General features: G+C 61.0%; 16 protein-coding genes. 12 read left to right on the top strand and 4 right to left on the bottom strand.

Features of this window, described 5'->3' with window-relative positions:
• The first annotated feature begins 48 nt into the window (after positions 1 to 48).
• The 3 genes from FV139_RS18565 (at position 49) to FV139_RS18555 (ending at position 4876) form a co-directional block, all read left to right on the top strand.
• Positions 49 to 1215: a cytochrome P450 gene (locus tag FV139_RS18565; protein WP_148069978.1), complete on the top strand. Its 1167-nt coding sequence runs from the start codon at positions 49 to 51 to the stop codon at positions 1213 to 1215.
• Between the two features lie 62 nt (positions 1216 to 1277).
• Positions 1278 to 2822: an MmgE/PrpD family protein gene (locus tag FV139_RS18560; RefSeq protein ID WP_148069977.1), complete on the top strand. Its 1545-nt coding sequence runs from the start codon at positions 1278 to 1280 to the stop codon at positions 2820 to 2822.
• 65 nt (positions 2823 to 2887) lie between these two features.
• Complete coding sequence (locus FV139_RS18555; RefSeq protein ID WP_187276636.1) at positions 2888 to 4876, top strand: CocE/NonD family hydrolase; 1989 nt, start codon at positions 2888 to 2890, stop codon at positions 4874 to 4876.
• A gap of 3 nt (positions 4877 to 4879) precedes the next feature.
• Here the strand turns inward: FV139_RS18555 and FV139_RS18550 are convergent, their stop codons facing one another.
• The 4 genes from FV139_RS18550 to FV139_RS18535 form a co-directional block, all read right to left on the bottom strand.
• A complete protein-coding gene (locus FV139_RS18550; RefSeq protein ID WP_213004171.1) occupies positions 4880 to 6244 on the bottom strand; it encodes an MmgE/PrpD family protein in 1365 nt (454 codons plus the stop codon).
• Positions 6241 to 7698 carry a tannase/feruloyl esterase family alpha/beta hydrolase gene (locus FV139_RS18545; RefSeq protein ID WP_213004170.1) on the bottom strand — a complete coding sequence of 486 codons (1458 nt, stop codon included), beginning with the start codon at positions 7696 to 7698 and terminating at the stop codon, positions 6241 to 6243. Before FV139_RS18545 ends, FV139_RS18550 begins: the two co-directional genes overlap by 4 nt.
• Before the next feature lie 126 nt (positions 7699 to 7824).
• The gene (locus FV139_RS18540) at positions 7825 to 8886 is read right to left on the bottom strand and encodes a hypothetical protein (RefSeq protein WP_148069974.1); all 1062 of its coding nucleotides are present in this window, start codon (positions 8884 to 8886) and stop codon (positions 7825 to 7827) included.
• Complete coding sequence (locus FV139_RS18535; protein ID WP_235898725.1) at positions 8883 to 9989, bottom strand: CapA family protein; 1107 nt, start codon at positions 9987 to 9989, stop codon at positions 8883 to 8885. Before FV139_RS18535 ends, FV139_RS18540 begins: the two co-directional genes overlap by 4 nt.
• A gap of 380 nt (positions 9990 to 10369) precedes the next feature.
• On the opposite strand from FV139_RS18535, the gene FV139_RS18530 reads away from it, so the two are divergent.
• The 9 genes from FV139_RS18530 to FV139_RS18490 all read left to right on the top strand — a co-directional run bounded on the left by FV139_RS18530 (position 10370) and on the right by FV139_RS18490 (position 22374).
• Positions 10370 to 12622 carry a TonB-dependent receptor gene (locus FV139_RS18530; protein ID WP_187276635.1) on the top strand — a complete coding sequence of 751 codons (2253 nt, stop codon included), beginning with the start codon at positions 10370 to 10372 and terminating at the stop codon, positions 12620 to 12622.
• A gap of 85 nt (positions 12623 to 12707) precedes the next feature.
• On the top strand, positions 12708 to 13670 hold the full coding sequence (locus FV139_RS18525; protein ID WP_187276634.1) for an alpha/beta hydrolase: 963 nt from the start codon (positions 12708 to 12710) through the stop codon (positions 13668 to 13670).
• Positions 13671 to 13729: 59 nt separating this feature from the next.
• A complete protein-coding gene (locus FV139_RS18520) occupies positions 13730 to 15271 on the top strand; it encodes a hypothetical protein (RefSeq protein WP_213004168.1) in 1542 nt (513 codons plus the stop codon).
• Positions 15271 to 16119: a hypothetical protein gene (locus tag FV139_RS18515; protein ID WP_148069970.1), complete on the top strand. Its 849-nt coding sequence runs from the start codon at positions 15271 to 15273 to the stop codon at positions 16117 to 16119. The genes FV139_RS18520 and FV139_RS18515 overlap by 1 nt, the downstream gene beginning before the upstream one ends.
• Positions 16120 to 16327: 208 nt before the next feature.
• Positions 16328 to 17656: an MFS transporter gene (locus FV139_RS18510; RefSeq protein ID WP_187276633.1), complete on the top strand. Its 1329-nt coding sequence runs from the start codon at positions 16328 to 16330 to the stop codon at positions 17654 to 17656.
• A 14-nt stretch (positions 17657 to 17670) separates the two neighbouring features.
• Entirely contained in the window at positions 17671 to 19068 is a 1398-nt protein-coding gene (locus FV139_RS18505; RefSeq protein ID WP_148069969.1) for an aldehyde dehydrogenase, read from the top strand.
• Between the two features lie 39 nt (positions 19069 to 19107).
• Complete coding sequence (locus tag FV139_RS18500; RefSeq protein WP_148069968.1) at positions 19108 to 19944, top strand: p-hydroxycinnamoyl CoA hydratase/lyase; 837 nt, start codon at positions 19108 to 19110, stop codon at positions 19942 to 19944.
• Between the two features lie 36 nt (positions 19945 to 19980).
• Positions 19981 to 21453, top strand: coding sequence for an AMP-binding protein (locus FV139_RS18495; protein ID WP_148069967.1), 1473 nt, complete (start codon positions 19981 to 19983; stop codon positions 21451 to 21453).
• Positions 21454 to 21495: 42 nt separating this feature from the next.
• On the top strand, positions 21496 to 22374 hold the full coding sequence (locus FV139_RS18490; RefSeq protein WP_235898722.1) for an amidohydrolase family protein: 879 nt from the start codon (positions 21496 to 21498) through the stop codon (positions 22372 to 22374).
• Position 22375: the final 1 nt, after the last annotated feature.

Below are 22375 nucleotides of genomic sequence, written 5' to 3'. Positions count from 1 at the left end.
TAGCAGCATTTCGAGTAATGTAAGCGCTTTCATTTTGCGGTTGGTTGTATGCAAGATTTCGATCCATTGGCGCCCGAGACCCTCGAGAGCCCCTACGAAGAGTTCCACCGGCTGAGGAAAAGCTGCCCCGTCGCCCACACCGATGCCTGGGGTGGCTACTGGTCCATTACCCGACATGACGACGTCGAGGCGGTGGCCTCGGACAGTGCGCAATACGTGACCTCAGTCCAGAATGTGATTCCCAAGGTCGCATTTACCGGCAGGCGGCCGCCGCTGCACCTCGACCCTCCAGAGCACACTCCCTATCGCAAAGCCATTGCGCCACTGCTGACAGCACGACGCATCGAGGCCTTCCGGCCCCTGGTACGACAGCTCTGCGAGGAGCTGTTGGCACCGATGCTGGCCGCCGGCGGGGGCGACATCTGTGAGATGTACTCGGCGGTGCTGCCGATCAGGGTGTTTGCCCACTGGATGAATCTGGCGCAGGAGGATGCCGACCTGCTGGCGGAGGTGGGCCGCCGCTACAACTTTGCGGTACAGGAGAGCGACGAGGAGGCGACCCGCGAGAGCAGCGCTATTCTCTATGAGCTGGCGCGGCGTATTGTCAGCGACCGCCAGCAACATCTGTTACCGGTGGAGAGTGATGCCACCAGTGCCCTGCTGGCGAGCCAGTTCGAGGGCGAGCCGCTGCCGGCTGAACTGGTTGTGGGTACCATCCGCCAGGTCCTGGTTGTCGGCATCATTGCACCCACTGTCTTTTTTGGTTCGGTGGCGGTACACCTGGCACGGGACCTGGCACTGCAGGAGCAGTTGCGAAGTGACCCGGGGCTGGTGCCTGCGGCCATCGAGGAGTTTCTGCGTCTGTATACCCCGTACCGGGGCTTCGCGAGGACGTCAGTGTCGGATGTGACGCTTCGAGGCCGTACCATTACCGCCGGCGAACCCATCGCCGTCTGCTACGCCGCAGCCAACCGTGATCCCGAGGTGTTTCCAGACCCCGACGAGTTCAGGCTGGACCGCCCGAACATGAAGGCGTCACTGGCCTTCGGCAGAGGCCCCCACAACTGCGTGGGCGCGGCAATGGCGAGACTGCAGATGACCACTGCGCTGGAGGTCCTGCTGCAGTCGACCCGTACCTTCGAGCTGTCCGGTGAGGTGAAAGTCACCCGCATGCCGGAAATCGGCGCCCTCAGGGTGCCCCTGGTTTTCACCTGACTCGCCAGGACCTGAATCTCCCCGGCCCCGCGGGGCTGCATATCCCTTGAGGAGACACATAAGTGCAAAATAATACGCCCCCTCCGATCGACTCTCCCCTGGCTACGCGCCGCGGCGTGCTGCTGGCGGGCGCCAGTCTGGCGCTGGCGATACCGACAGCGAAGGCGCTGCCGGATGCGACCGGCGCTTTGTCTATGGCGGCTGCGGGAGAGCCCCGCGCAACGGGTGAGTCTCGCCGCGTGGCGGAATTCATCGCCCTCTGTACCTTTGAGCAACTGCCGGATGCCGCGGTCCGTATGGCCCGTTACTCGATACTGGATGCACTCGGCGTATCCATGGCCGCCGCCGGGCTCGAGCCTGCCTGTGCACCTTTCATCCGCTTTGCACAGGACGACGGGGCTGCCGGTACTGCGGTGATCCTGGGCACGGGCCTGCGTGCCCACCCACTGACAGTGGCGCTGGTGAATGGCTCACTGGCGCACGCGCTCGACTATGAAGATACCCACGGGGCCTCGTTCACCCATCCCAATGCCGCGGCGGTTGCCGCCGCCTTCAGTCTGGCGAGCGCCCGTGGGGGGGTGACTGGAAAGCGATTCATTACCGCCGTTGCCCTTGGCTGTGACATCACTTGCCGGCTGTCTCTGGCACAGGGCAACGTTGGGGCGCCGCCCGACCAGTACTACCCGCCCGCCATCGTCGGCACGTTCGGCGCGACAGTCGCAGCGAGTTATCTGCTCGGTCTGGATGCCCGGCAGGTCCTCGATGCGCTGTCACTGGCGCTGTGTGCAAACTCCGCCAGTGCCGCCATCGTGTTCAATCCCCACTCCGATATCCGCGCCATTCGCGATGGCCAGTGCGCGCAAGTGGGCCTGCAGTCGGCACTGCTGGCGCAGCAGGGGGTCAGGGGCTTCGATGCGCCCTTTGAGGGCAAGGGGGGCTTCTTTGACATGTACTCCAGGGGCCATTACCTGCCTGGAGTGATGGTCGATGGCCTGGGCAGTCGTTTCGCGGGCGAAGATGTGGGCTACAAAGCCTGGCCTGCCTGCCGTGCCACCCATATCTATATCCAGGCGATTCTGGAAGGGATGCAGCGGGATCCCGTTGCAATTTCCGAGATCGAAAAGGTCACGGTGTTCATCCGCGAACTCGACCTGATCGTTTCCGAGCCCGCCGCTGGCAAGCGCCGCCCACGCGCGGCCATCGACGCCAAGTTCAGTATCTATTTTGTGGTCGCCACGGCACTGCTGACCAGGGAAGTCACGCTGAAGTCGTTCACCGCAGAGGCATTGGTCCGCAAGGACCTGCTGAATCTCGCGGATAAAGTGAAGTATCAGCGCAATGACAGCCAGGCCCGCCCGGGGAGCGAGGGTGGCGGTACGCTGTTGACGATCACCTTACGCGATGGATCGCAGCGGCACTGGGGCATTGATACGCTCTATGGCAGCCCCGCCAATCCCCTCAGCGAGGAGGTACTGAAGCAGAAGTTCGTTGACTGCGGGCTGATGGCCCAGCGCGATATCAGCGCGGACACACTGCAAGCCATTGCCGAACAGGTTCTCAGCCTCGATGCCATCGACGATATGCGCACCCTGAGCCAGTCCCTGTGATGCGTGTCGCCCATGCCGTGCGAGCACTCTTGTGTAGTTCTCTGCTGGTTGCTGGCGGGTCCGCCGTGACCAAGGCGCAAGCCGCTCCAGAGGACAGTTTCTACAACCCCCTGGCGGAACACGCGATTCCCCGGCCGCTGTACACCAGCTATCAACGTCAGGCGTTTTACGTGCCCATGGAAGACGGCACCCGGCTGGCAGCCACCGTGTATACGCCGGCACAGGGGCCGGACAGGGGCCGGTTTCCGGCAATCCTCTGGTATATGCCCGGCCACCGCGAGAGCATCGATCTGGATACCGGAGAGATAGTTTCCGCTTTTTCAACCGCGGAAATCGCCTTCTATACCTCACATGGCTACGCCCTGGTCGCCGCGGAAATGCGAGGCTCCGGTGCGTCTTTCGGCCAGCGGGAACTGGACCGGGGACCACAGGTTGGCCGCGACGGCAAGGCGCTGATCGACTGGATTGCAGGGCAGCCCTGGTCCAGCGGTGCCGTGGGCATGGTGGGGCGCTCCTACCAGGGGTTTTCCCAGTATGCGACGGCGGCGGAACGCCCTACAGCGCTGAAGGCCATTTTTCCTGAAATCGCTGGCTTCGATGACTACACCTCGATGTTTTATCCGGGTGGGATTCTGGTAGAGGCCCTGTCGGCGTCGGCTTCCGCCTCCATTGCCCGGGACGACCAGAATCATTACGCGCCGACTGAAAAACGTCGACGCCTGCCCTCGGTCCCGGTTATTGACGAGGATGGCGACGGCGAACTGGTCGATGAAATTCCGCTCGACCAGGACGGTGATGGCGCCTTTCTCGATGACGGGCCACCGCTGTACGCGGATGGACAGGAGCGCAGTGACCTCTACTATCTCGCCACCCGGGAGCACCTTGCCAACGCCAACCTGACCGTGGAGAAACTGGCAGCAGCGCCTTACCGCGATTCCGCGATTGACGATACGCCCTACAGCTACGTCGATATCGACCCCGCCGATCGCGTCGCCCGTATCGCCAGCAGCGGAATTGCGGTTTACCACCGCGGAGGATGGTTTGATTACCACGCCAGGGATACGGTCATGTGGCATGCCACGCTGGCGGGGCACACCCCCAGCCACCTGTTGATGGCGCCTACCGCCCACGGAGGCCTGCTCAATAAAACGCTGGCGGACTATCGCAGCGGCCCCTACTTTTCCTTTTTCAATGACAGCTGGTCCTCCGAGCAGGGGCTGAACAGGGAGAAGCTGCGATTCTTTGACCACTACCTGCGCGGCATCGACAACGGCTTTGCTGATAATCCCCCCGTCTTGCTCTATGTCATGGGGCAGGGGTGGCGTTACGAGCACGAGTGGCCCCTCGCCCGGCAGGCGTTGACGGCGTTTTACTTCCAGGCTGATGGCTCCCTGGGAGTCAGCCCCGGCCAGGGTGTGTCCCGCTACCGGGTTGATTTCAACGCTGATTCGCGCACGGACGGTGCCAACCGCTGGAACTACCGGCTCGCCTCCTCGCACTCGGTGATGCAGGCTGCCGCGGCCAACGGCCAGCGTCTGAGCTACACTGGTCCGGTGCTGGCCGCTGCGACCGAAGTGACGGGACACCCTGTCGTACACCTGCAGCTGTCCTCCTCCCATCCCGAGGGCGACGTCTACGTCTATCTGGAGGATGTGGCGCCGGATGGCAGGGTGTTGCTGGTGACAGAGGGGCAATTGCGGGCCAACTACGCCGGTCTCAAACCGGTCCAGGCGATGCTGGGCCCTGGCGCCCGGGTTGCGGTCAGGCCGGCGCTGCCATGGCATGGCTATGGTGCGGACGATTACCAACCAGCACCCTTTGCCGACGGGCGAGTAGTAAATATCGTGCTGGACCTGATGCCCACCGCCTGGGTGTTCAAGGCGGGCCACCGCATCAGGCTCTCGGTGACAGCTGCGGATCACCCGAGTTTTGCCCGGCACCCTGCGCTGGGGGGCTTGTCAGCCGATCAGGCCCCGGAGTATCGGGTGCAGCTGGGGGAAGGTTCGAAACTGGTGTTGCCTGTTATCCCGGCGCCAAACTCCAGCCAGCAGTGACCTTCAGTCGATGGCGAGAAAGCCGAAGTCTGAGCGTGCCCGCGTATCGATCGAGAGCAGTTGTTGTGCGGCAGTCGCCGCCTGCTGCGGATTCCCGGCCAGGGAAAATGCCGCGCAAAACTTCGCTACCAGCTCGTCCGTGTCGAGGGGGTGATCGGGGTGGCCCAGAGCGATCAAACGCTCGCCGCGCCACACGTTACCGTCAGCGAGCGTCACTTGCATCGCCCCGGCTGTTGCGTGGTCCCGCCCCCAGTCCGGCCTTGGGCGGGGGGTGACTTTAGCCGACAGCGCCAGGACGTCGGGGTCCTCGAGGCAGCCGGCGACATTGTGCAGGGTTACCTCACCCTTCAGCAGGGCGAGGGCCACGGTAAAGGGAATGCTGAATCTGGCGTCGATGGCGCTGAGCGGTGCCGACTTGCGTTCACGTGGTTCGATCAGCTGGCGCTGAATGGCACCGATATCGACAGAGATTTCCTGAATGTTGCCGATGGCATCGGGGTTCTCCTCGCGTAAGGCCAGGGCCATCTCGATAAAGGTGTGGGTGCCGCGGCAGGTCGGCCAACGCTTGAAACTCAATTGCTCGCCGTAAAAAAACTGGCCCAGGCTTGAGAGTATCGCGTCGCTGTCGAAGTTGCCGCCGGCGTAGAGTGCATAGAAGCCGTCGGTTCCCTCCAGCGGTTGTTCAAAGCCGCGTACACCCCGGGCGGCCAGAGCGACCGCCCGCACCGCGGCCTCGGCAGCAAAGGCCTCCCGTGTCGCCCGTAACGTGGTGCGTGGGTCGGAGCCGATGGCGCCGGGGGCACTGCCGATGCACAGGGTGAGTGACAGGGCGTCGAGGGTTTGCTCTGCAGACAGCCCGGCAATCCTGGCGCAGGCTGCAGTGGCGCCATAGGCGCCTAGCAGGAGGGGAGGGTACCAGCCCCGCTCGCTCACCGGCTCCCTTAGCGCGAGCCCCAGGCGACAGACCAGGTCGCAGCCCAGGGCCAGCGCGGTCACGAAGGTTGCGCCATCGACTCCGCCTCGCTGTTCGGCGACCGCCATGGCCGCGGGAATCATTGCCGCATTCGGGTGCAGCGCTGCGGCGTCAAAGGTATCTTCGAAGTCCAACGCGTGAGCCAGTGCGCCGTTGGCCCCCGCGGCAGCCAGCGCGGAACTGCGGTGAGCACCGCCCAGGACCAGGCAGGGGCCGTCGCTGGCGCTGGCCTCAGCCAGGAAGGGTTGGACGTCCTGGCTTAGCCGGCTGGCGGCGATCATGACACCCACGGCATCCAGTAGGGCGCGCCGGGTGGCGTCCCGTGCGGTGGCTGAGAGCGAGTCGACCGGACAGGTGGTGATGTGTTCTGCTACCTGTGCTGAGAGCGTCATCATTGGAGCATGACTTCCAGCACCGGGTCATCTTCGCAGTGAAAACTCTGGTGCGCGTTCTCGTCAGCCTTGCCGTCGTAGACCGCGCTCTGCGGGAAGGGGCAGATTTTGCGGGTAAAGCGTGTGTCCTCGCCGTCCAGTTTGCTGGCGACCAGATGATCGGGGGCGACACCCTGTTCCACCCAGTGGATCATGGACCACAGTATGTCGCGCTCCCCGTCACCCGGCCAGGTCTGGTGGCGGGAGCCGCCAAACTGGTCCGCCCCGGGGCCTCGCCGGCAGTGGTACATGCCGGGAACGAGAAACAGGCGCACGCTATCCGACAGGGCTTCCACCCCGCCGTAGGTAGCGGATAACTGTCGGTAGTAGTCGATAGCGAGGCCGGCGACGGTCGAGGGGTCGCTCCAACCCTGGTAAATGATGGCTTTGCCCCCTCCCTCGAGATACTCATCGATATAGGTGCTGTCGGCCCGCAGCTCTGGCATGGCGTCGTTGACAAGTGCGAGGTCGCGGGTGCGCTGGAAGCCGTCCTCGTTCCACTGCGGATCATCGTAGACTCCGTCGGCCCACATCGCGCGCAGCAGCGGGGAAGGAGGGCCTTGCCGTGTACGGACGCCGGAGAACAGGCCGCGATCCATGGGCTGGCCCTGCTCGTCCACCATTGGTCGGATGATCTGTTGCAGCATCTGCAGTTTGGCGGTGCTGAGGCAAGCGTCTTCGCCGCCGGAGCAGGCTAGTACGGCCGGGTCAAAATCACAGGCAGCAATATTCTCGACAACGCCATCGGTGACGCCATCGCGGGCGTCGCAGTGTTGGGTGGCGGCCGTTTCATAGAGATCCCAGTCTTCGTTGGTCAGAGCGGCTTCCGGAGATTGCTTCTGCTGCAGGGCAAACCACATCATACGTACCGATTGTAGCGGCATGTAGGGTGCGGGGCCTCCCGACACAATGCCGTCGAAGTCCCCAGGGTAGGTCTGCATTTCCTTCATCCCCTGGCGGCCGCCCCCAGAGCAGCCGAGGAAGTAGCTGTACTGCTGGGCTTCACCGTAGAACTGTCGCACCAGTCGCTTGGCGGCCAGGGTCGCCTGGTGCACGGCGCGGTGAGTATAGTCCTGACGCGCCTTCGGATCGGCCATCCAGCGCGGATCGCCACTGCGTTTGTGGCCACTGTCGGTGGAAAAGCTGGCAAAGCCTTCATTGAGGCGTTGCCCCATGTCGGTGAAATTGAACACACCGGCGTCGCCCCCGACACCGGTACCGAGCAGCCGGCCGTTCCACTGCGAGCGCAAGGGGAGCCAGAGCTCGAGACCGATGTTGCCCTCGATGGTCCCCGATACCCGGCAGAAGCTGACGTTGATGGCAACGGGTTCATAGCTGCTCGCTTCCTGTGGGCGCCAGTTATCCGCCGGGGTAATGGTTTCCCGGGTGTTGAAAGTGAAACTTTTGCCAGGGTCCACGAGCTGGGAACAGCGGACAGAATCCTGTTGTGGAGCCGCGGCGCAAGCACCGCTACCCAGAAGCAAGCCAGTGGCGAGGGTGCAAAGAGATCGGATCATAGTGGGCCCGTTGGGGAGTTGTTATCGTTAGTGCGTGCGGTTTTCGGAGCGGGCTGGCCGTCGGGGTGCCATTCGGCGCAATTGCTTCTTTGCGTCCCAGCGCGGCGCCAGGGTCAGGAGCAGGATCGCGCCGATAAGGATGATTGCACCAGTGATCTCTGCGGAGGTGGGCAGTTTCAGGTCCCAGACGATCGCCAAAATGTAGGCGGCAATGAGGCCCGCCAGCAAACTCGAGGCCCGTTCAAGCGGCACGCAGTAACTGTTTTCTCTCGCGTCGAGCAGGATAATCGCCGCAAACACCGACACAATGGTCAGGGTGACCGAGATACCGGCAATGGGCCAGAAGGCCGGAGATTGCCAGGCATCGACAAAGCCCCAGGCCAGTTCGCCAGAGTGAGTGCCAATATCCGACAGACCCAGCAGGGCCAGCATGACAATGGACAGCGGCAGCGCCAGGACTTTTTCCTCGACGAAATACTTGCGCACCGACGCCGGGTCTCCGGATTTGGAGACCTTGGTCATGATGGTCAGACGGATGAAGTAACCGAGGGTATAGAGCAACACGGTAGCGATGGCGAGCGGAGGCAGGCCGAGGCGGCCGCGTGCACTGACCGTGATCGCCAGGGCGATAAATACCAGTACCAGTGCGGTCCAGCTCCACCAGCGGACCCGACGCCCGAACAGGGTATCTACCAGCGGTGCGATAATCAGGATGTCCCCGCGCATGATCAGCTGGATGAACGGGATGCTCACGTCCTGGAAGGTGTAGGACAGCGGAACCGTGAACAATACCAGGGCGGTGCCAAAGGCCGACATGAAGGTGTAGCGAGTGGGCACCGGAATACGCCGGCCGGCCAGTTCAATGGCGTTGGCATCGCGATGCCAGCCCGTCAGCCAGATGAACAGGTAGGTGAGTACCATGTTCAGGATGAGAGACGAGGGCAGTATCTCAAGCCCGGTCAACGGGCGGCCGAGGGAGGGCTCAATCTGGCTCGCCAGCAGCTTGGTGATCAGGATATTGGGGATATAGGCGAGAAAATACAGGCCGACAATACTCTCGAGCGGCACGTTGCGGTTATAGAGGGTCATACGCTCAGCTCAACCATGTCAGTGCCCTCATGATAGCGCGCGTTAAGACCGGCTTCCCCTGTTACTGCCCGCATATAATCGACGACTTCGCCGCGGCGCGGATCGTCGCTCCCCAGAAAATGGGGGACAGCGTCGTGACCGATGAAAATGGGCAGGAAGCCGCTGCGCTGGATACGGCCCTGGGCGATTTCCAGTCGTGCCGCCATCGACAGCCGGGACGCGGTCGGAAAATTGTACAGGCTGTCAAAATCCGGTTCCCATTCCTCCGCCAGCCCTCGGATTTCGTTGAATCCCTTGCTGGCAGCGTGTTCCGCATCCATGCGCAGGTCCGTGGCAAAGTTACAGAGAGAATAGAACACCGGGGCGTCGTCGATGACCTCGCAGCCCTTCAGAATGTGCGGGTGCCCGCCGATAATGGCGTCGGCGCCAGCGGCAACGGCGGCTGTGGCGACGTCGCGCTGGTAGTCGGCGATGACCGCCCTGACGAAGTGAATCCCCCAGTGCTGGGAGACGATCACCACATCGTTTTCTTCCTTGGCTTTACGGATGTCCTGCTGCATTGCCGCGAGATCTTCCCGGTGGGGAAAGGTGTGAATGCGCGGTGGAGTGCCGGGTTGGTCGTGTTCTATCTGCTCGTAAATGGTGTGTGCGCGCATGGGCACGCAACCGGGCCGCCGTTGTTCTGCCCAGTAAGCCATCGGCAGGATACTGCTGTAGGCCAGTATGGCTACGCGCGTGCCGTCGTCGAGCGTGAACCTGGCCGGCTGTCGGGCTTCACGTATATTCGCACCGGCACCGACAACGGAGATACCGCTTTCTGTCAGGTGGTGCCGGGTCTCAAAGAAGGCATCATTGCCCCAGTCCAGGACATGGTTGCCGGCCATGGAAATGCAGTTGAATCCCGCGTCAGCCAGAGCCTTTGCTCCATCGGGGTGTGCCAATACCGCGTGCCGCGCCTGCGGTGCCCGGACGCCTTCCCGGGCAAAGGAGGTTTCCAGTTGGCCGAATACGATGTCCGCCTGTTGCAGGACCTCTTGTGTTGCGGCGAAGGATTCACTGTAGTTCTCGCGGTCGGGGGCGAGATCTCCTGTGGCAATGAACACACCTGACAAAGGTAGCTCCTTAAAATTATTGGAAATACTGTGCATTTGCAGGCGCTGGGCCAGATTTTGGGCAACCAGCTATCGCGTCAATGTAGCGGGTGAAACAGTATAATGCAAGCGCTTACATTCACCGTTACCGATCAGATTGGGCGAAATATAACAGGAGTCGACCGTGTCGACATATCATGCATAAAGTGTCATAAACAGGCGGCTTCATGGCATTTTCTGCATGATTCAATTGTGGTGGCCAGGGCGCGGAGTATCCCTTGCCTCAGGAGTAAGGCGCCAGAGGAAAGAAATTTGAATGAAAGCGCTTGCATAGCGAGTGTCCACACTGGTAGGGTTCGCTCCAATAACGAAAACACATGGTGGATCCCTTTATGATCAAATTCGCACGTTTCCCTCAAAAACATGCTCTGGTTATTGCCGTTTCAGCTGCTGCAGCCACCTCTGCACAAATGACAAGTGCTCAGGCCACGCTCGAGGAAGTCATTGTCACAGCGGAAAGACGTGCTGTGAGCTTGCAGGATACGCCAATCTCAGCCGTGGCTTTGACCGGACTTACCCTCGATGAGCGCGGCGTGGACACCTTTGAGCAACTGCAGTACCAGGTGCCGTCACTGACCTTTACCGACAACGGCAACACCAAATATCTGAACATTCGTGGTGTCGGTCAGTCGGAATCAGCGCCGAACCAGACAACGGGCGTTGCTGTGCATCTCGACGGTGGTTATGTCGCCAGGGAGTTTGTGTACGGCGATGCGTTCTTTGATGTGGAAAGTGTGGAAGTGTTGCGCGGACCGCAAGGTACCTACGCTGGTCAGAATGCTTCAGGTGGTGCGATCTTCATCAACTCGACGCGCCCCGTACTCGGCGAAACCACTGGCTTCGCCTCTGTAGAGGCCGCCACCTACGACAAAAAACGCATGGGGGGCGGAATTTCTTTCCCGCTCACTGAGACACTGGCAGCCCGGGTAGCCGTTGATTGGGAGCAACGCGACAGCTTTTACAAGAATCACGGGCCGGATCTGGCGACTTCACCGAGCCGGGTCGAAGATCAGCCTGGGAATGTAGATCGTTCCTTTGGTCGCTTCCAATTGCTATATAGCCCGAGTGACCGGTTTGATGCCCGAGTTATCTATGAATTGAGTGATAATAAAACGGACGGCGTGCCGTACAAGTTTCTTCGAGAGCCCGGCACCAATAATCTTCCCGACTCAAATGTCAGAGACCTGAACGTCGACCTCGACGGCCATCGCAACGTCTCCTATGACAGGGGTACGTTGCAGATTAACTGGATGGTGAATGACGCCTTCAGCTTCAAAGGCAATCTTTCGTACCTTGAAAGTGACCAGCACTACCTGAGCGACGACGACCGGGGGTCGCCTCTCACTGATCCTGACGCAGTGCAGGCAGGGAATGATTTCAAGATTCTGGATGAGTACTGGACGGCGGAACTGTCACTGGTCTCAGAAACCGATGGGCCGCTGCAGTGGACTGTTGGCGCGAGCTTTCTGGACTACGATCAGAAGAACTACCTGAATTTCTATCGCTACAACCACCCGGACTATCCGGGAACCGGTCTGGACCCGACCATTCATACCCGCCTGTATCTGGACCTCAATACTATCCGGGAAAATCAGGCCGTATTTGGGGAGGTGGGCTACAGCCTCACGGATAGCCTGACATTCAAGATAGGCCTGCGCTACAACGAAGACGAAGTGGGTTTCGGTGACAGTTCCTATATCTCAGCCGGTCCGTTTCCTGAGGGAAGACCCTCCCATTACAACGCACCCAGTGGTAGGCCGTTTCCTGCGGATGAACTTCTCAGCTTCGAGAAAACCACTGGTCGAGTGCTGATGGAATGGACGCCAGGAGATAACTCACTGTTGTATGGCACGATCAGTACCGGGTACAAGCCAGGCGGTACCACGCCCTTTGCCAATGAATACGAGTCAGAAGAGGTCACCAACTACGAGTTGGGCTGGAAAGGCAGCTTGTTCGAAGACCACATCAATGCGTCTGTAGCCGCATACTATATGGAGTATGACCAGTTCCAGCGCACATACTCTCCGGATCCTGAAAATCCAACAGCATCGGTAACCAGGAACGTCGATGGCTCGACTATCCAGGGTATCGAAGCACAGATCACCGGAGTCTTTGGAGATTTCCTCTGGGATGTGTCCTTTGCCTATAACGACGGGGAATATGGCGAACTGGAAATAGTCCTGCCACCTGGCGCAGCAGACGGGGTCAATCCGGTCGGGTTTGAAACCATCAATCTCGAAGGTGAGCCCATCGACTATTTGCCGGAGACTTCCTTCAACTTCGGACTGTCGTATCAGGGTTTTGAGTTCGGGAGCGGCCGCCTGATACCCACGGTGCGGGTATCCTATCAGGATGAGTACTACACCACGTTCTACCACTATGACTACAATTTGACGCCGTCCAAAACGCTGGTCGATCTGTTCCTGGCGTACGAGGCTGACGCTGGCTGGCGTGTGGAAGGTTACGCCAAAAACGTGACAGACAAGGAATACATCAGCCGGGCTCAGGGTGGCGATGATGGCTGGGGTGAATACCTGCTCGGTAACCCCCGCGAAGTGGGCGTGAAACTGCGCTACTCCTTCTGATATCTCTGTGAGAGCTTTGGCCCGCTCCACGCCAGTGTCGCGGGCCCTTTTTTTATCAGGCCTTTGATAACAGGGAACCCTTTCCATGAAAAGATTCCGGTCCTTGACAGCGGTTTTCGCTGTTACCTTCACAGGTTCGATCGCGTTTGCGGCGGCGGCCCAGGACATAGCAATAATGCCGCCCGGCCCGATAGGTGCCACCACCGGCACAGGGCCCTATCCCGCCAGGGCGATCTACGACAAATCACTGCAAACAGACACTCTCTATTTTCCAGTCAGTCTGCCTCAGGAACCCATGCCCTTGCTGCTGTGGGGCAACGGTGGCTGTCGCGACAATGGCCTGCGCTATAGCCAGTTCCTGCGCGAGGTGGCTTCCCATGGCTTTTTTGTCATCGCTTCCGGACATCCGCGTTTCGAGCGTGAAGTACGCCCTCGTGGTACACCCAAAGATGACAGCGCACCAGACCCGCTGTCAGCGCTGCCCGATACAACGGTCGAGCAGATTCTGGCCGCGATCGATTGGGCAGACCAGCAGAACAGGGATGAATCGAGTCCCTACTTCCGCAAGATCGATACCGGGCGGATCGGCGTTATGGGGACAAGTTGCGGTGGCCTGCAGGCCATAGCGGCGCTGAAAGACAAGCGCTTGAAGACGGGTATCGCGTTCAACAGCGGTGTCCTGACAGAACCCCCTCCTGGTGTGATGGACAGAAACGCCAACCTGTACGTGAAGAAAGAGGAACTGGCCGAACTACAAGGTCCTGTTGCCTATATCAACGGCGGTCCCTCGGACATCGCCTATCGGAACGCGCTGGATGATTTCGACCGGCTCACTCACGTACCGGTGTTCTTTGCTGAAAACGGGGTAGGACACGGCGGGACCTACCTGTTTGACGAGCACGGAGGGGAATATGCCGGGGTGGCGATCGCGTGGATGTCCTGGCAACTGAAGGACGATAAGAAAGCCGGAGAGTGGTTTGTCGGAAGCGACTGTCAGCTCTGTACCAGCGAAGGCTGGTCGGTGAAGAAGAAGGGGATTGACGGGTAGGCGCCCGGGGCGCGGTATTCCGTCAATGTCGCAGGTATTTCAAGCGTGGTCAATCGATAATGAAGAGTGTGTTTGTAAAGTCGATGCAGCTGCTGGCAGCGGGCGGTGTTGCACTGTTGCCGCTGGTTGCCACAAGCGGCACGTCTGATCTCCAGTATCCGCAGAGTGAGTGGTGGGCGCCGGGCGACAAGCGCACCTTTCCTGCCTACAGCGAGCATGCGAATGAGCATGGCCGCATTGGCATCATCAACGCCTCTGGCGCCATTGAAACCGACGGTCACCCCTTCTTTACCCCGATGGGAAGCAATGGTCGCGCCTGTGTTACCTGCCATCAACCCGGCGATGGCATGAGTGTTTCGGTGACGACCATCCAGCGACGGTGGGAAGAAACCGGAGGCAAGGACCCGCTGTTTGCCGCCATTGACGGCTCCAATTGCCCCTCCCTTCCCCAGGGGGACAAGGCGTCCCATTCGCTGTTACTCGAACGGGGGCTGTTCCGGCTGGGCCTGCCGTGGCCGCCAAAGCCCTATGACGGCGAGGAGGTCGAGCCGGAATTCAGCATTGAAGTAGTCAGCGATCCCTCCGGTTGCAATCTCGATCCCGAGTGGGGTCTTCGGAGCGATAGCCCTACCGTCTCCGTATTCCGGCGCCCCCGCCCGGTGATCAACATTTCCCACCTTGTGGAACTGCCGCATGGCGTACCCCCCCATGACAAGTTCTACTATAACGACAAGACCCTGTTGCCCACCGATCCGGAAACCGGGGACTTTGTGTCCCTGCAATTGATGACCGACGGCCGCGGCATCTCGCCGAAGGAGCAGGCGAAAGACGCTGCGCGCACTCACCTCCAGCGACCAGACGCGTTGCCCGAACAGGCGCTGGCAAAGATCGAGGCTTTTGAAAAGCAACTCTATGCGGGCCAGGTCTTCGACAACGTAGGCGGCGTGCTGACGGGAGCCGGTGCACCGCCCGGTATCGGCCCCAATGCCCTGTTGCAGGCGCCCCCGGGGAGGCTGGGTAACAACCCCATCAACCGGGTGTTTGGCGAGTTTTCGATGTGGGAGGGGGAGAGTGGTGAGACCGGGCAGCAGACGGCGTTCCGTAACTCCGTCGCGCGCGGCGCCAGGGTATTTTTTGATCGCCGGTTCTATATCAGCAATGTCGGGAGCTACAACGATAAAGGCCTGGGGAATCCCTTCAAGCGCTCCTGTGGTGGTGGCTGCCATAACACGACCGTCATGGGTATGGATCTGGCGCCCGGGTTTATGGATCTGGGCCTCAACAGCTGGCCCTGGCAGAACCAGCGGGATGATCTGCCACTGTTCCGGATTACCTGCAAGGCCGATGTGCCTCCCCAGTCCTACCTCGGCAGGGAGATTCTGACCCACGACCCCGGGCGGGCGTTGATCACAGGCAAGTGCCGGGATGTCGGTGCAACGATGACCCAGCAGATGCGAGCGCTGGCAGGACGCGCTCCCTACTTCACCAACGGTTCCGCGGCCAACCTGCGCGAGCTGGTGGACTTCTATGACCGTCGCTTCAACATCGGTTATTCCGAGCAGGAAAAGCAGGATCTGGTCAACTTCATGAGGACGCTGTGATGTGGGTCGACCTGAGACAGTATGTGGCTGTGGCGCTGGGCGTGCTGTGGAGTGCTTCCTCCGGCGCGGGTGAATTGCTCTCGTTCACCGCCTGCCCTGTTGCCAGGGATACCGGGGCGAATACGGACCTGTGTTTTTTCACCGAGTATCAGGGGCAGCGCTATGCGTTACAGGGCCCCTCCGACTGGGGCAGGCCTGAGTTGATGCACCAGGTGCTGGTGGAAGGAGAGGTGGTGGAGGGTGAGCCGGTGTGTGGCGCCACAGTACTCTCCGGGCGGGTGAGCGTGCTGCGCGAACGCGATCTGTCATGCAATGAAATCGTTCCCTTCGACGGCAGCGTGGTCGGTCGTGCGAGAAACCTGTTCGAGCGCGGCTCGCAGGCACAGCGCGAGCGCGCCGCCGGGATGATGGCAGCCCTCGAGGAGAATCCCGCGCTCTCCATTGAAGCCGTTATTTACGACACGCCGCAACCCGAGCCGCCACAGCCACCGTTTACCGCGCAGGAGATGGTGATTCATTTCCCCTTCGACAGTGATCGCGCAACCGGCCCGGACATGATGCAGTTCATTGCGATGCTGGAATACGCGGTCGCCGCGGGCGGCACGGTGTCCATTGACGCCCACCAGGGCGAGTCACTGACTGAAAACGCCGGGGTGCTCGCAGAGCGCCAGGGCATGGCGGCCGCCAGGGCAAGCAAGCTGGAGCGGATTGCGCGAAGGCTGGGCGTGCCGGCATCCAGCCTGCACGTCACCTGGCGCGCGGAAAATGTGCCGGGTGACGGCCGGCACGATTGGGAAAGCCGGCGGGTGGATGTTGCGGTAATCCCCCCGGGTGGTGAGGCTCCGTGAAGGGGAGCCGGGCCGGAAGTTGGTCAAGCTGTGCATGGCGCTCACTGCTGGCACTTTCTGCACTTTTAATCGTCACTTTTCGCTCTTCAATCAATGGCCCGCAAAAACTACTGTGTAGCACAGATCAGTGAGCGCGCAGCGGTAGTGCTGTTGAACTGCACACCGTACGCGCAATCCCTACGTTGAAACGATAATAAGAGATGCCTTGATGTCTGACCCCAAGACGATTCTCGACAACTCCCCCATGAATGGATTCCAGATTTTCGTGGTGGTGATGTGCATTGCCCTCAATGCACTCGACGGCTTCGATGTGCTGGCGATCAGTTTTGCCTCACCCGGGATTGCGGCCGAATGGTCCATTAACCGGGCGGAGCTCGGCATTGTGCTGGCCGCCGAATTATTCGGGATGGCGGTGGGTTCGATCCTGCTGGGCGGCCTGGCAGACCGGCATGGGCGGCGTCCCACCATCCTGTTCTGTCTGGTGATCATGACGCTGGGTATGTATGTGGCGTCATTGGTGACCAGCGTCGGGCAACTCCTGATGGTGCGCTTTGTCACCGGCCTGGGCATCGGTGGTATGCTCGCCTCGACCAACGCCATGGTCGCGGAATTCTCCAATCGCAAGCACCGCAACCTGGCGGTGATCTTCATGGCGGCAGGCTACCCGGTCGGCGCAATCATCGGCGGCAGCATATCCACGGTGTTGCTACAGGCCTACGACTGGCGCGCGATTTTTGTTTTTGGCTCGCTGGTAACCGGTGCTTTCCTGGTGATCAGCTGGTTTTCGTTGCCTGAGTCCATTGAGTACCTGGCGGCGCGACGCCCGGCCAATGCGCTGAACAGAATTAACCGTACACTGGCCAGGATGGGCCACGGCGGTATCGATCAGCTGGCGGCGAGTACCGAGACCGCTGGTCGATCCAGCTTTCACAAACTGTTTTCGCCGGACTTCCGTGCCCTCGTGCTGTTGATGGTCATGGCTTACTTCATGCTCATCATGACGTTCTATTACATCCTCAAGTGGATTCCCAAGATCGTTGTCGATATGGGCCATGAAGCCGCCGCTGCGGGTGGGGTGCTGGTCTGGGCCAACATCGGCGGTGCGACCGGCGCCTTCCTGCTGGGCTTCATCGCTTCCAGGGTGCCGCTGCGCCAGCTGCTGATGGTGGTTCTGTTGATCGCCTTCGTCATGGTTTCGGCCTTCGGTGTGCGGCAGACCGATCTCAACGGGCTGGCCCTGATCGCCGCAGCGACCGGTTTTTTCACCAACGCCAGCGTGGTGGGCTTCTACGCACTGATGGCGAATACCTTCCCCTCGGACATTCGCGCCAGTGGCACCGGCATCGTTATAGGCATCGGGCGTGGCGGAGCGGCCCTGGGCCCGGTTATCGCCGGCTTTCTGTTCAATGCCGGATTTGACCTGCTGGTGGTATCGATTGTGATGGGAGCGGGTGCCCTGGTGGCTGCGCTCGCCCTGTTCATGCTGGGGCCGGTCATGAAAAGACACCAGGCCACCGGCAACCTGCAACTTCAATAATCTGTGAGGCAACCATGAACTTTGAACGCAACAATCCTCTGACGGGCGCAATGGCAAGTTCCGCTGTGGCGATGCAGGCCTCTGATATGCCCGCCATCGTTGAGAGGGCCGAGCAGGGCTTTGCCGGGTGGTCGGTGCTGGGACCCAATGCACGCCGGGCCGTGCTGATGAAGGCCGCGGTTGCGCTGGAAGGCAAGCAGGAAGCGCTGGTCGAAGCGATGATGAACGAGATCGGCGCCACCCGGGGCTGGGCCATGTTCAACCTGACGCTGGCGGCGTCCATGCTGCGCGAGGCCGCTGCGATCACAACCCAGATCAACGGTGAGGTGATCCCCTCTGACAAGCCGGGCTGCCTGGCCCTTGCTATCCGTGAGCCTGTTGGCGTGATCCTGGGGATCGCCCCCTGGAATGCCCCCATCATCCTCGGGGTACGCGCTATCGCCACCGCACTGGCCTGCGGGAATGCGGTGATCCTCAAGGCCTCCGAGCTCTGCCCGCGAACCCACGCACTGATTATCGAGGCGCTCGCGGAAGCAGAGTTCCCCGAGGGTACCGTCAATATCGTGACCAATGCCCCTGCGGATGCGCCGGAGGTTGTAGGCGCGCTGATCGATCAGCCCGGGGTCAAACGCATCAATTTCACCGGTTCCACCGCTGTCGGCAAGGTCATTGCCAAGCGTGCTGCCGAGCACCTCAAGCCCTGCTTGCTGGAACTGGGCGGCAAGGCACCGTTGCTGGTGCTGGAGGACGCCGACCTGGACGAGGCGGTGAAGGCCGCTGCTTTCGGTGCCTATATGAACCAGGGCCAGATCTGCATGTCCACCGAACGCCTGATTGTGGTCGATGCGGTGGCCGACGCGTTCGCGGCGAAAATGGCTGAGAAAGTGAGCGCTATGCCGGCCGGGGATCCCCGGGAGGGCGCGACGCCCCTTGGCGCGGTCGTCGATCAGGCCACGGTGACCAAGGTCAACGCGCTGATCGATAACGCTGTCGACATGGGGGCCCGGGTGCTCGCGGGCGGCAAGGGAGATTCCGTGCTCATGCCGGCTACCCTCATCGACGGTATCACCGAAGAGATGGCGCTTTACCGGGATGAGAGCTTCGGGCCTGTCTGCGCCATGATTCGGGCGACGGACGAGGAGGACGCCATCCGCATTGCCAACGACAGCGAGTACGGATTGAGCGCTGCCGTCTTCACCGGTGATGCAGCGCGCGGTTTGCGCGTGGCGCGCCGGATTCGCTCCGGCATCTGCCATGTGAACGGGCCTACGGTTCACGACGAAGCTCAAATGCCCTTTGGGGGGGTAGGGGCGTCCGGCTATGGCCGCTTTGGCGGCAAGGCCGGTATCGACCAGTTTACCGAATTGCGCTGGATTACCGTGGAAACCGAATCGGGACATTTCCCGATCTGAGCGCAAACGATTTTTGAATATTGAACGAGGAATAACGCAATGACAGTGGAACGGACAGAAGAAAACACAGTGGCTTATACCGTAGAAGGCGGTATTGCCTGGGTGAAATTCAATCGCCCGGAAAAGCGCAATTGCATGAGCCCCAAGCTGAATCGCCAGATGATGCGCGTACTCGATGAACTCGAGTATCGCGATGATGTCGGCGTGCTGGTATTGACCGGGGAGGGTAGCGCCTGGAGTGCGGGCATGGACCTGAAGGAGTACTTCCGTGAGACTGAGGCCGAGGGCCTGCGCGGTATCCGTAAATCACAGAGCGAAGCCTACGGCTGGTGGCGCCGTCTGCGCTGGTACCACAAGCCGACGATCGCCATGGTCAACGGCTGGTGCTTCGGTGGCGGTTATGGCCCGCTGCATTCCTGTGACCTGGCTTTTGCCGCGGAGGACGCGCAGTTCGGATTGAGCGAAATCAACTGGGGGATTCTGCCCGGTGGTGGAGCGACCAAGGTAGCGACCAACCTGCTGTCCATGCGCAACGCCATGTACCACGCCTTGATGGGTGAGAACATCGACGGCAAAACCGCCGCCGAGTGGGGCCTGATCAACGAGGCGGTGCCCGCAGCGTCCCTCGAGGCTCGCGTCACCGAAGTGGCCAAGGTGCTACTGGAGAAGAACCCGGTCGCTCTGAAAGCCACCAAGGACGCTGTGCGGCGGGTCATGGAAATGACCTACGACAATGCGGAGGATTACCTGATCCGCGCCCAGGAGGCCGCCAACTTCTTTGACGGCGAAGGACGCAAGGAGGGGATCAAGCAGTTCATCGATGACAAGACCTACAAACCCGGTCTGGGCGCCTATAACCGCTCCGGGGATGCCTGAGAGCCGTGTTAATGACCAGGATACTGGCTTGATACCATGGATTATGTTGAGTTCAACGCAACAGTAAGGCCCGCCAGGCTCGCCATCCGCGACCTGGCGCAGGACCTGGTGCTGAGCTACTCGGAGTTCGACGATCGCGTCGCCCGCTGCGCCACCCTCCTGCTCGATTGCGGCGTTACCGCGGGTGAGCGGGTGGCGTGCCTGTCGCACAACCGGGCGGAAATTATCATTCTCCACTGGGCGTGTGCGCGTACCGGCGCCATCTTCGTTCCTCTGAACTGGCGTCTCTCGCAAGCGGAAATCGTCAGCCTGCTCGAAGACTGCCAGCCGCGACTGCTGGTGGCTGACGGGCTGGCGCAAGCGCTGGAGCTCGAGTATTTCGACATCGCCGAGGTATTGGCGCGAGCCGCGAACCTGTCGCCCTGGCGCGGCACCCCTGTGCCTGCCGATACGCCCTCCCTGATGTTGTATACCTCGGGCACTACCGGCCGCCCGCGGGGAGCACTGCTCACCGAGCGCAATATTGGCGAGACGGCGCTCAACTTTGCCCTGCTGGGACAGGTCAGCGTCGACAGTGTGTTCCTCTGTGAATCGCCGATGTTCCACGTGATTGGCATGGTCACCTCGGTGCGTGCGCCGATCATGCTGGGGGGCACCCTGGTGATCTCCGATGGTTTCGTGCCTGAGCGTACCCTGGAGCGGCTGGGCGACCCGCAGCTGGGTATCAGTCACTACTTCTGCGTACCGCAAATGGCGCTCGCCCTGCGGGCCCAACAGAACTACGACCCGGCGCGCCTCAACAACCTCAAGGCGCTGTTTACGGGCGGTGCGCCGCATCCCGCGGCCCAGATCATGGAGTGGGTCGACGATGGCATCCCCATCGTTGACGGCTACGGCAGCACCGAGTGTGGCACGGTTTTCGGCATGTCACTCGACCTGGATACGATTGCCGCGAAAGCGGGATCCGTTGGCGTTCCCACGCCGCGGGTAGAGGCGCGCATTGTCAGTCCGGAGGGCGTGCCGGTGGCCGCGGGCGAATCCGGTGAACTGCAGATTCGTGGCGACAATATGACCGTGGGCTATTGGGGCCGGGACGAGGACTACCGGGAGGCGGTGACCGGGGACGGCTGGTTCCGCAGCGGGGATATCGCCCGCATCGACGATGACGGCTATTTTTATATCGTCGACCGCAAAAAGGATATGTTCATTTCCGGCGGCGAAAACGTGTACCCCGCTGAAATCGAGGCACTGCTGGTGCGCTACCCCGGCATCCAGGAAGCCGCCGTGATCGGCATTCCTGACGAGAAGTGGGGCGAGGTGGGCTGTGTGTTCTACGTCAGCGATGGTGCAACGGTATCCGCGGAGGAACTGTCTGCCTTTCTGGAGGGCAAGCTCGCCCGGTACAAGATGCCCAAAGTGACCCGGCGGGTGGAGGAGTTGCCACGTAACAGTGCCGGCAAACTGTTGAAGCCCAGTCTCCGGCAGCAATATCAGGATGGCAAGGCATAACACGGCACCCGGTCGTGCCCGGTTCCGGGTGGGAGAAAAACCATGATAGATACTGACAACATTGTGGCGCTGGACGTGCACGTGCATGCGGAAACCTCCTGCACCGATCCTGAAGATCCGGTGATGGGGCAGTATTTCGATGCGGCCTCCAGTTACTTCAAGGTGTCCCGCCAGCGCCCCTCCATGGCAGAGACGGTTGCCTACTACCGGGAGCAAAAGGTGGCCTTCTGCCTGTTTACCGTCGACTGCGAAGCGGGTATCGGTGCCCGCAGAATTCGTAACGAGGAGATTGCCCAACTGGCCCTGGATAATCCCGATGTGGTGATTCCCTTCGCTTCGATTGATCCGCACAAGGGCAAGTTGGGGGCCAGGGAGGCTCGCGACCTGATCGAGAACCACGGCATCCGGGGCTTCAAGTTCCATCCGCCGATGCAGAATTTCGACCCCGGCGACAAGCTGGCCTACCCGCTCTACGAAGTGATTGCCGAGTACGGCCTGCCGGCGGTATTTCACACCGGCCACTCGGGCATGGGGACCGGCATGAAGGGTGGCGGAGGTATCCGCCTGAAGTATGGCCAGCCCATCCTGGTGGACGACGTGGCCGTTGATTTTCCCGAGATGAAATTCATCCTCGCTCATCCCTCCTGGCCCTGGACGGATGAAAGCCTGTCGATGGCCCTGCACAAGGAAAACGTGTACATCGACCTCAGTGGCTGGTCTCCCAAGTATTTCCCGCCGCAGGTGGTTCGCTACGCCAACGGGCAGCTCAGCGACAAGATGCTGTTCGGCTCGGACTTCCCGCTGATTCGCCCGGACGCCTGGATAGCCGCGGCGCGGGAGGTGGGGTTCAAGGAAGCGGTCATGCCGAAACTGCTGAAGGAGAATGCCCTGAAAGTCCTCGGTCTGGCGCGAAAAAACTGAA

Source organism: Parahaliea maris (genome assembly GCF_008064665.1).
Classification (GTDB): domain Bacteria; phylum Pseudomonadota; class Gammaproteobacteria; order Pseudomonadales; family Halieaceae; genus Parahaliea; species Parahaliea maris.
The sequence above is the reverse complement of the archived record's forward strand: the minus strand, read 5'-3'. Positions and strand labels throughout refer to the sequence as shown.

Excerpts from the sequence above, each read along its gene's own strand:
- FV139_RS18525 (WP_187276634.1), top strand. The coding sequence starts at position 12,708 with ATGAAAAGATTCCGGTCCTTGACAGCGGTTTTCGCTGTTACCTTCACA.
- FV139_RS18505 (WP_148069969.1), top strand. The coding sequence starts at position 17,671 with ATGAACTTTGAACGCAACAATCCTCTGACGGGCGCAATGGCAAGTTCC.
- FV139_RS18490 (WP_235898722.1), top strand. The coding sequence starts at position 21,496 with ATGATAGATACTGACAACATTGTGGCGCTGGACGTGCACGTGCATGCG.
- FV139_RS18550 (WP_213004171.1), bottom strand. The coding sequence starts at position 6,244 with ATGATGACGCTCTCAGCACAGGTAGCAGAACACATCACCACCTGTCCG.
- FV139_RS18515 (WP_148069970.1), top strand. The coding sequence starts at position 15,271 with ATGTGGGTCGACCTGAGACAGTATGTGGCTGTGGCGCTGGGCGTGCTG.
- FV139_RS18495 (WP_148069967.1), top strand. The coding sequence starts at position 19,981 with ATGGATTATGTTGAGTTCAACGCAACAGTAAGGCCCGCCAGGCTCGCC.
- FV139_RS18540 (WP_148069974.1), bottom strand. The coding sequence starts at position 8,886 with ATGACCCTCTATAACCGCAACGTGCCGCTCGAGAGTATTGTCGGCCTG.
- FV139_RS18565 (WP_148069978.1), top strand. The coding sequence starts at position 49 with ATGCAAGATTTCGATCCATTGGCGCCCGAGACCCTCGAGAGCCCCTAC.
- FV139_RS18520 (WP_213004168.1), top strand. The coding sequence starts at position 13,730 with ATGAAGAGTGTGTTTGTAAAGTCGATGCAGCTGCTGGCAGCGGGCGGT.
- FV139_RS18530 (WP_187276635.1), top strand. The coding sequence starts at position 10,370 with ATGATCAAATTCGCACGTTTCCCTCAAAAACATGCTCTGGTTATTGCC.
- FV139_RS18500 (WP_148069968.1), top strand. The coding sequence starts at position 19,108 with ATGACAGTGGAACGGACAGAAGAAAACACAGTGGCTTATACCGTAGAA.
- FV139_RS18510 (WP_187276633.1), top strand. The coding sequence starts at position 16,328 with ATGTCTGACCCCAAGACGATTCTCGACAACTCCCCCATGAATGGATTC.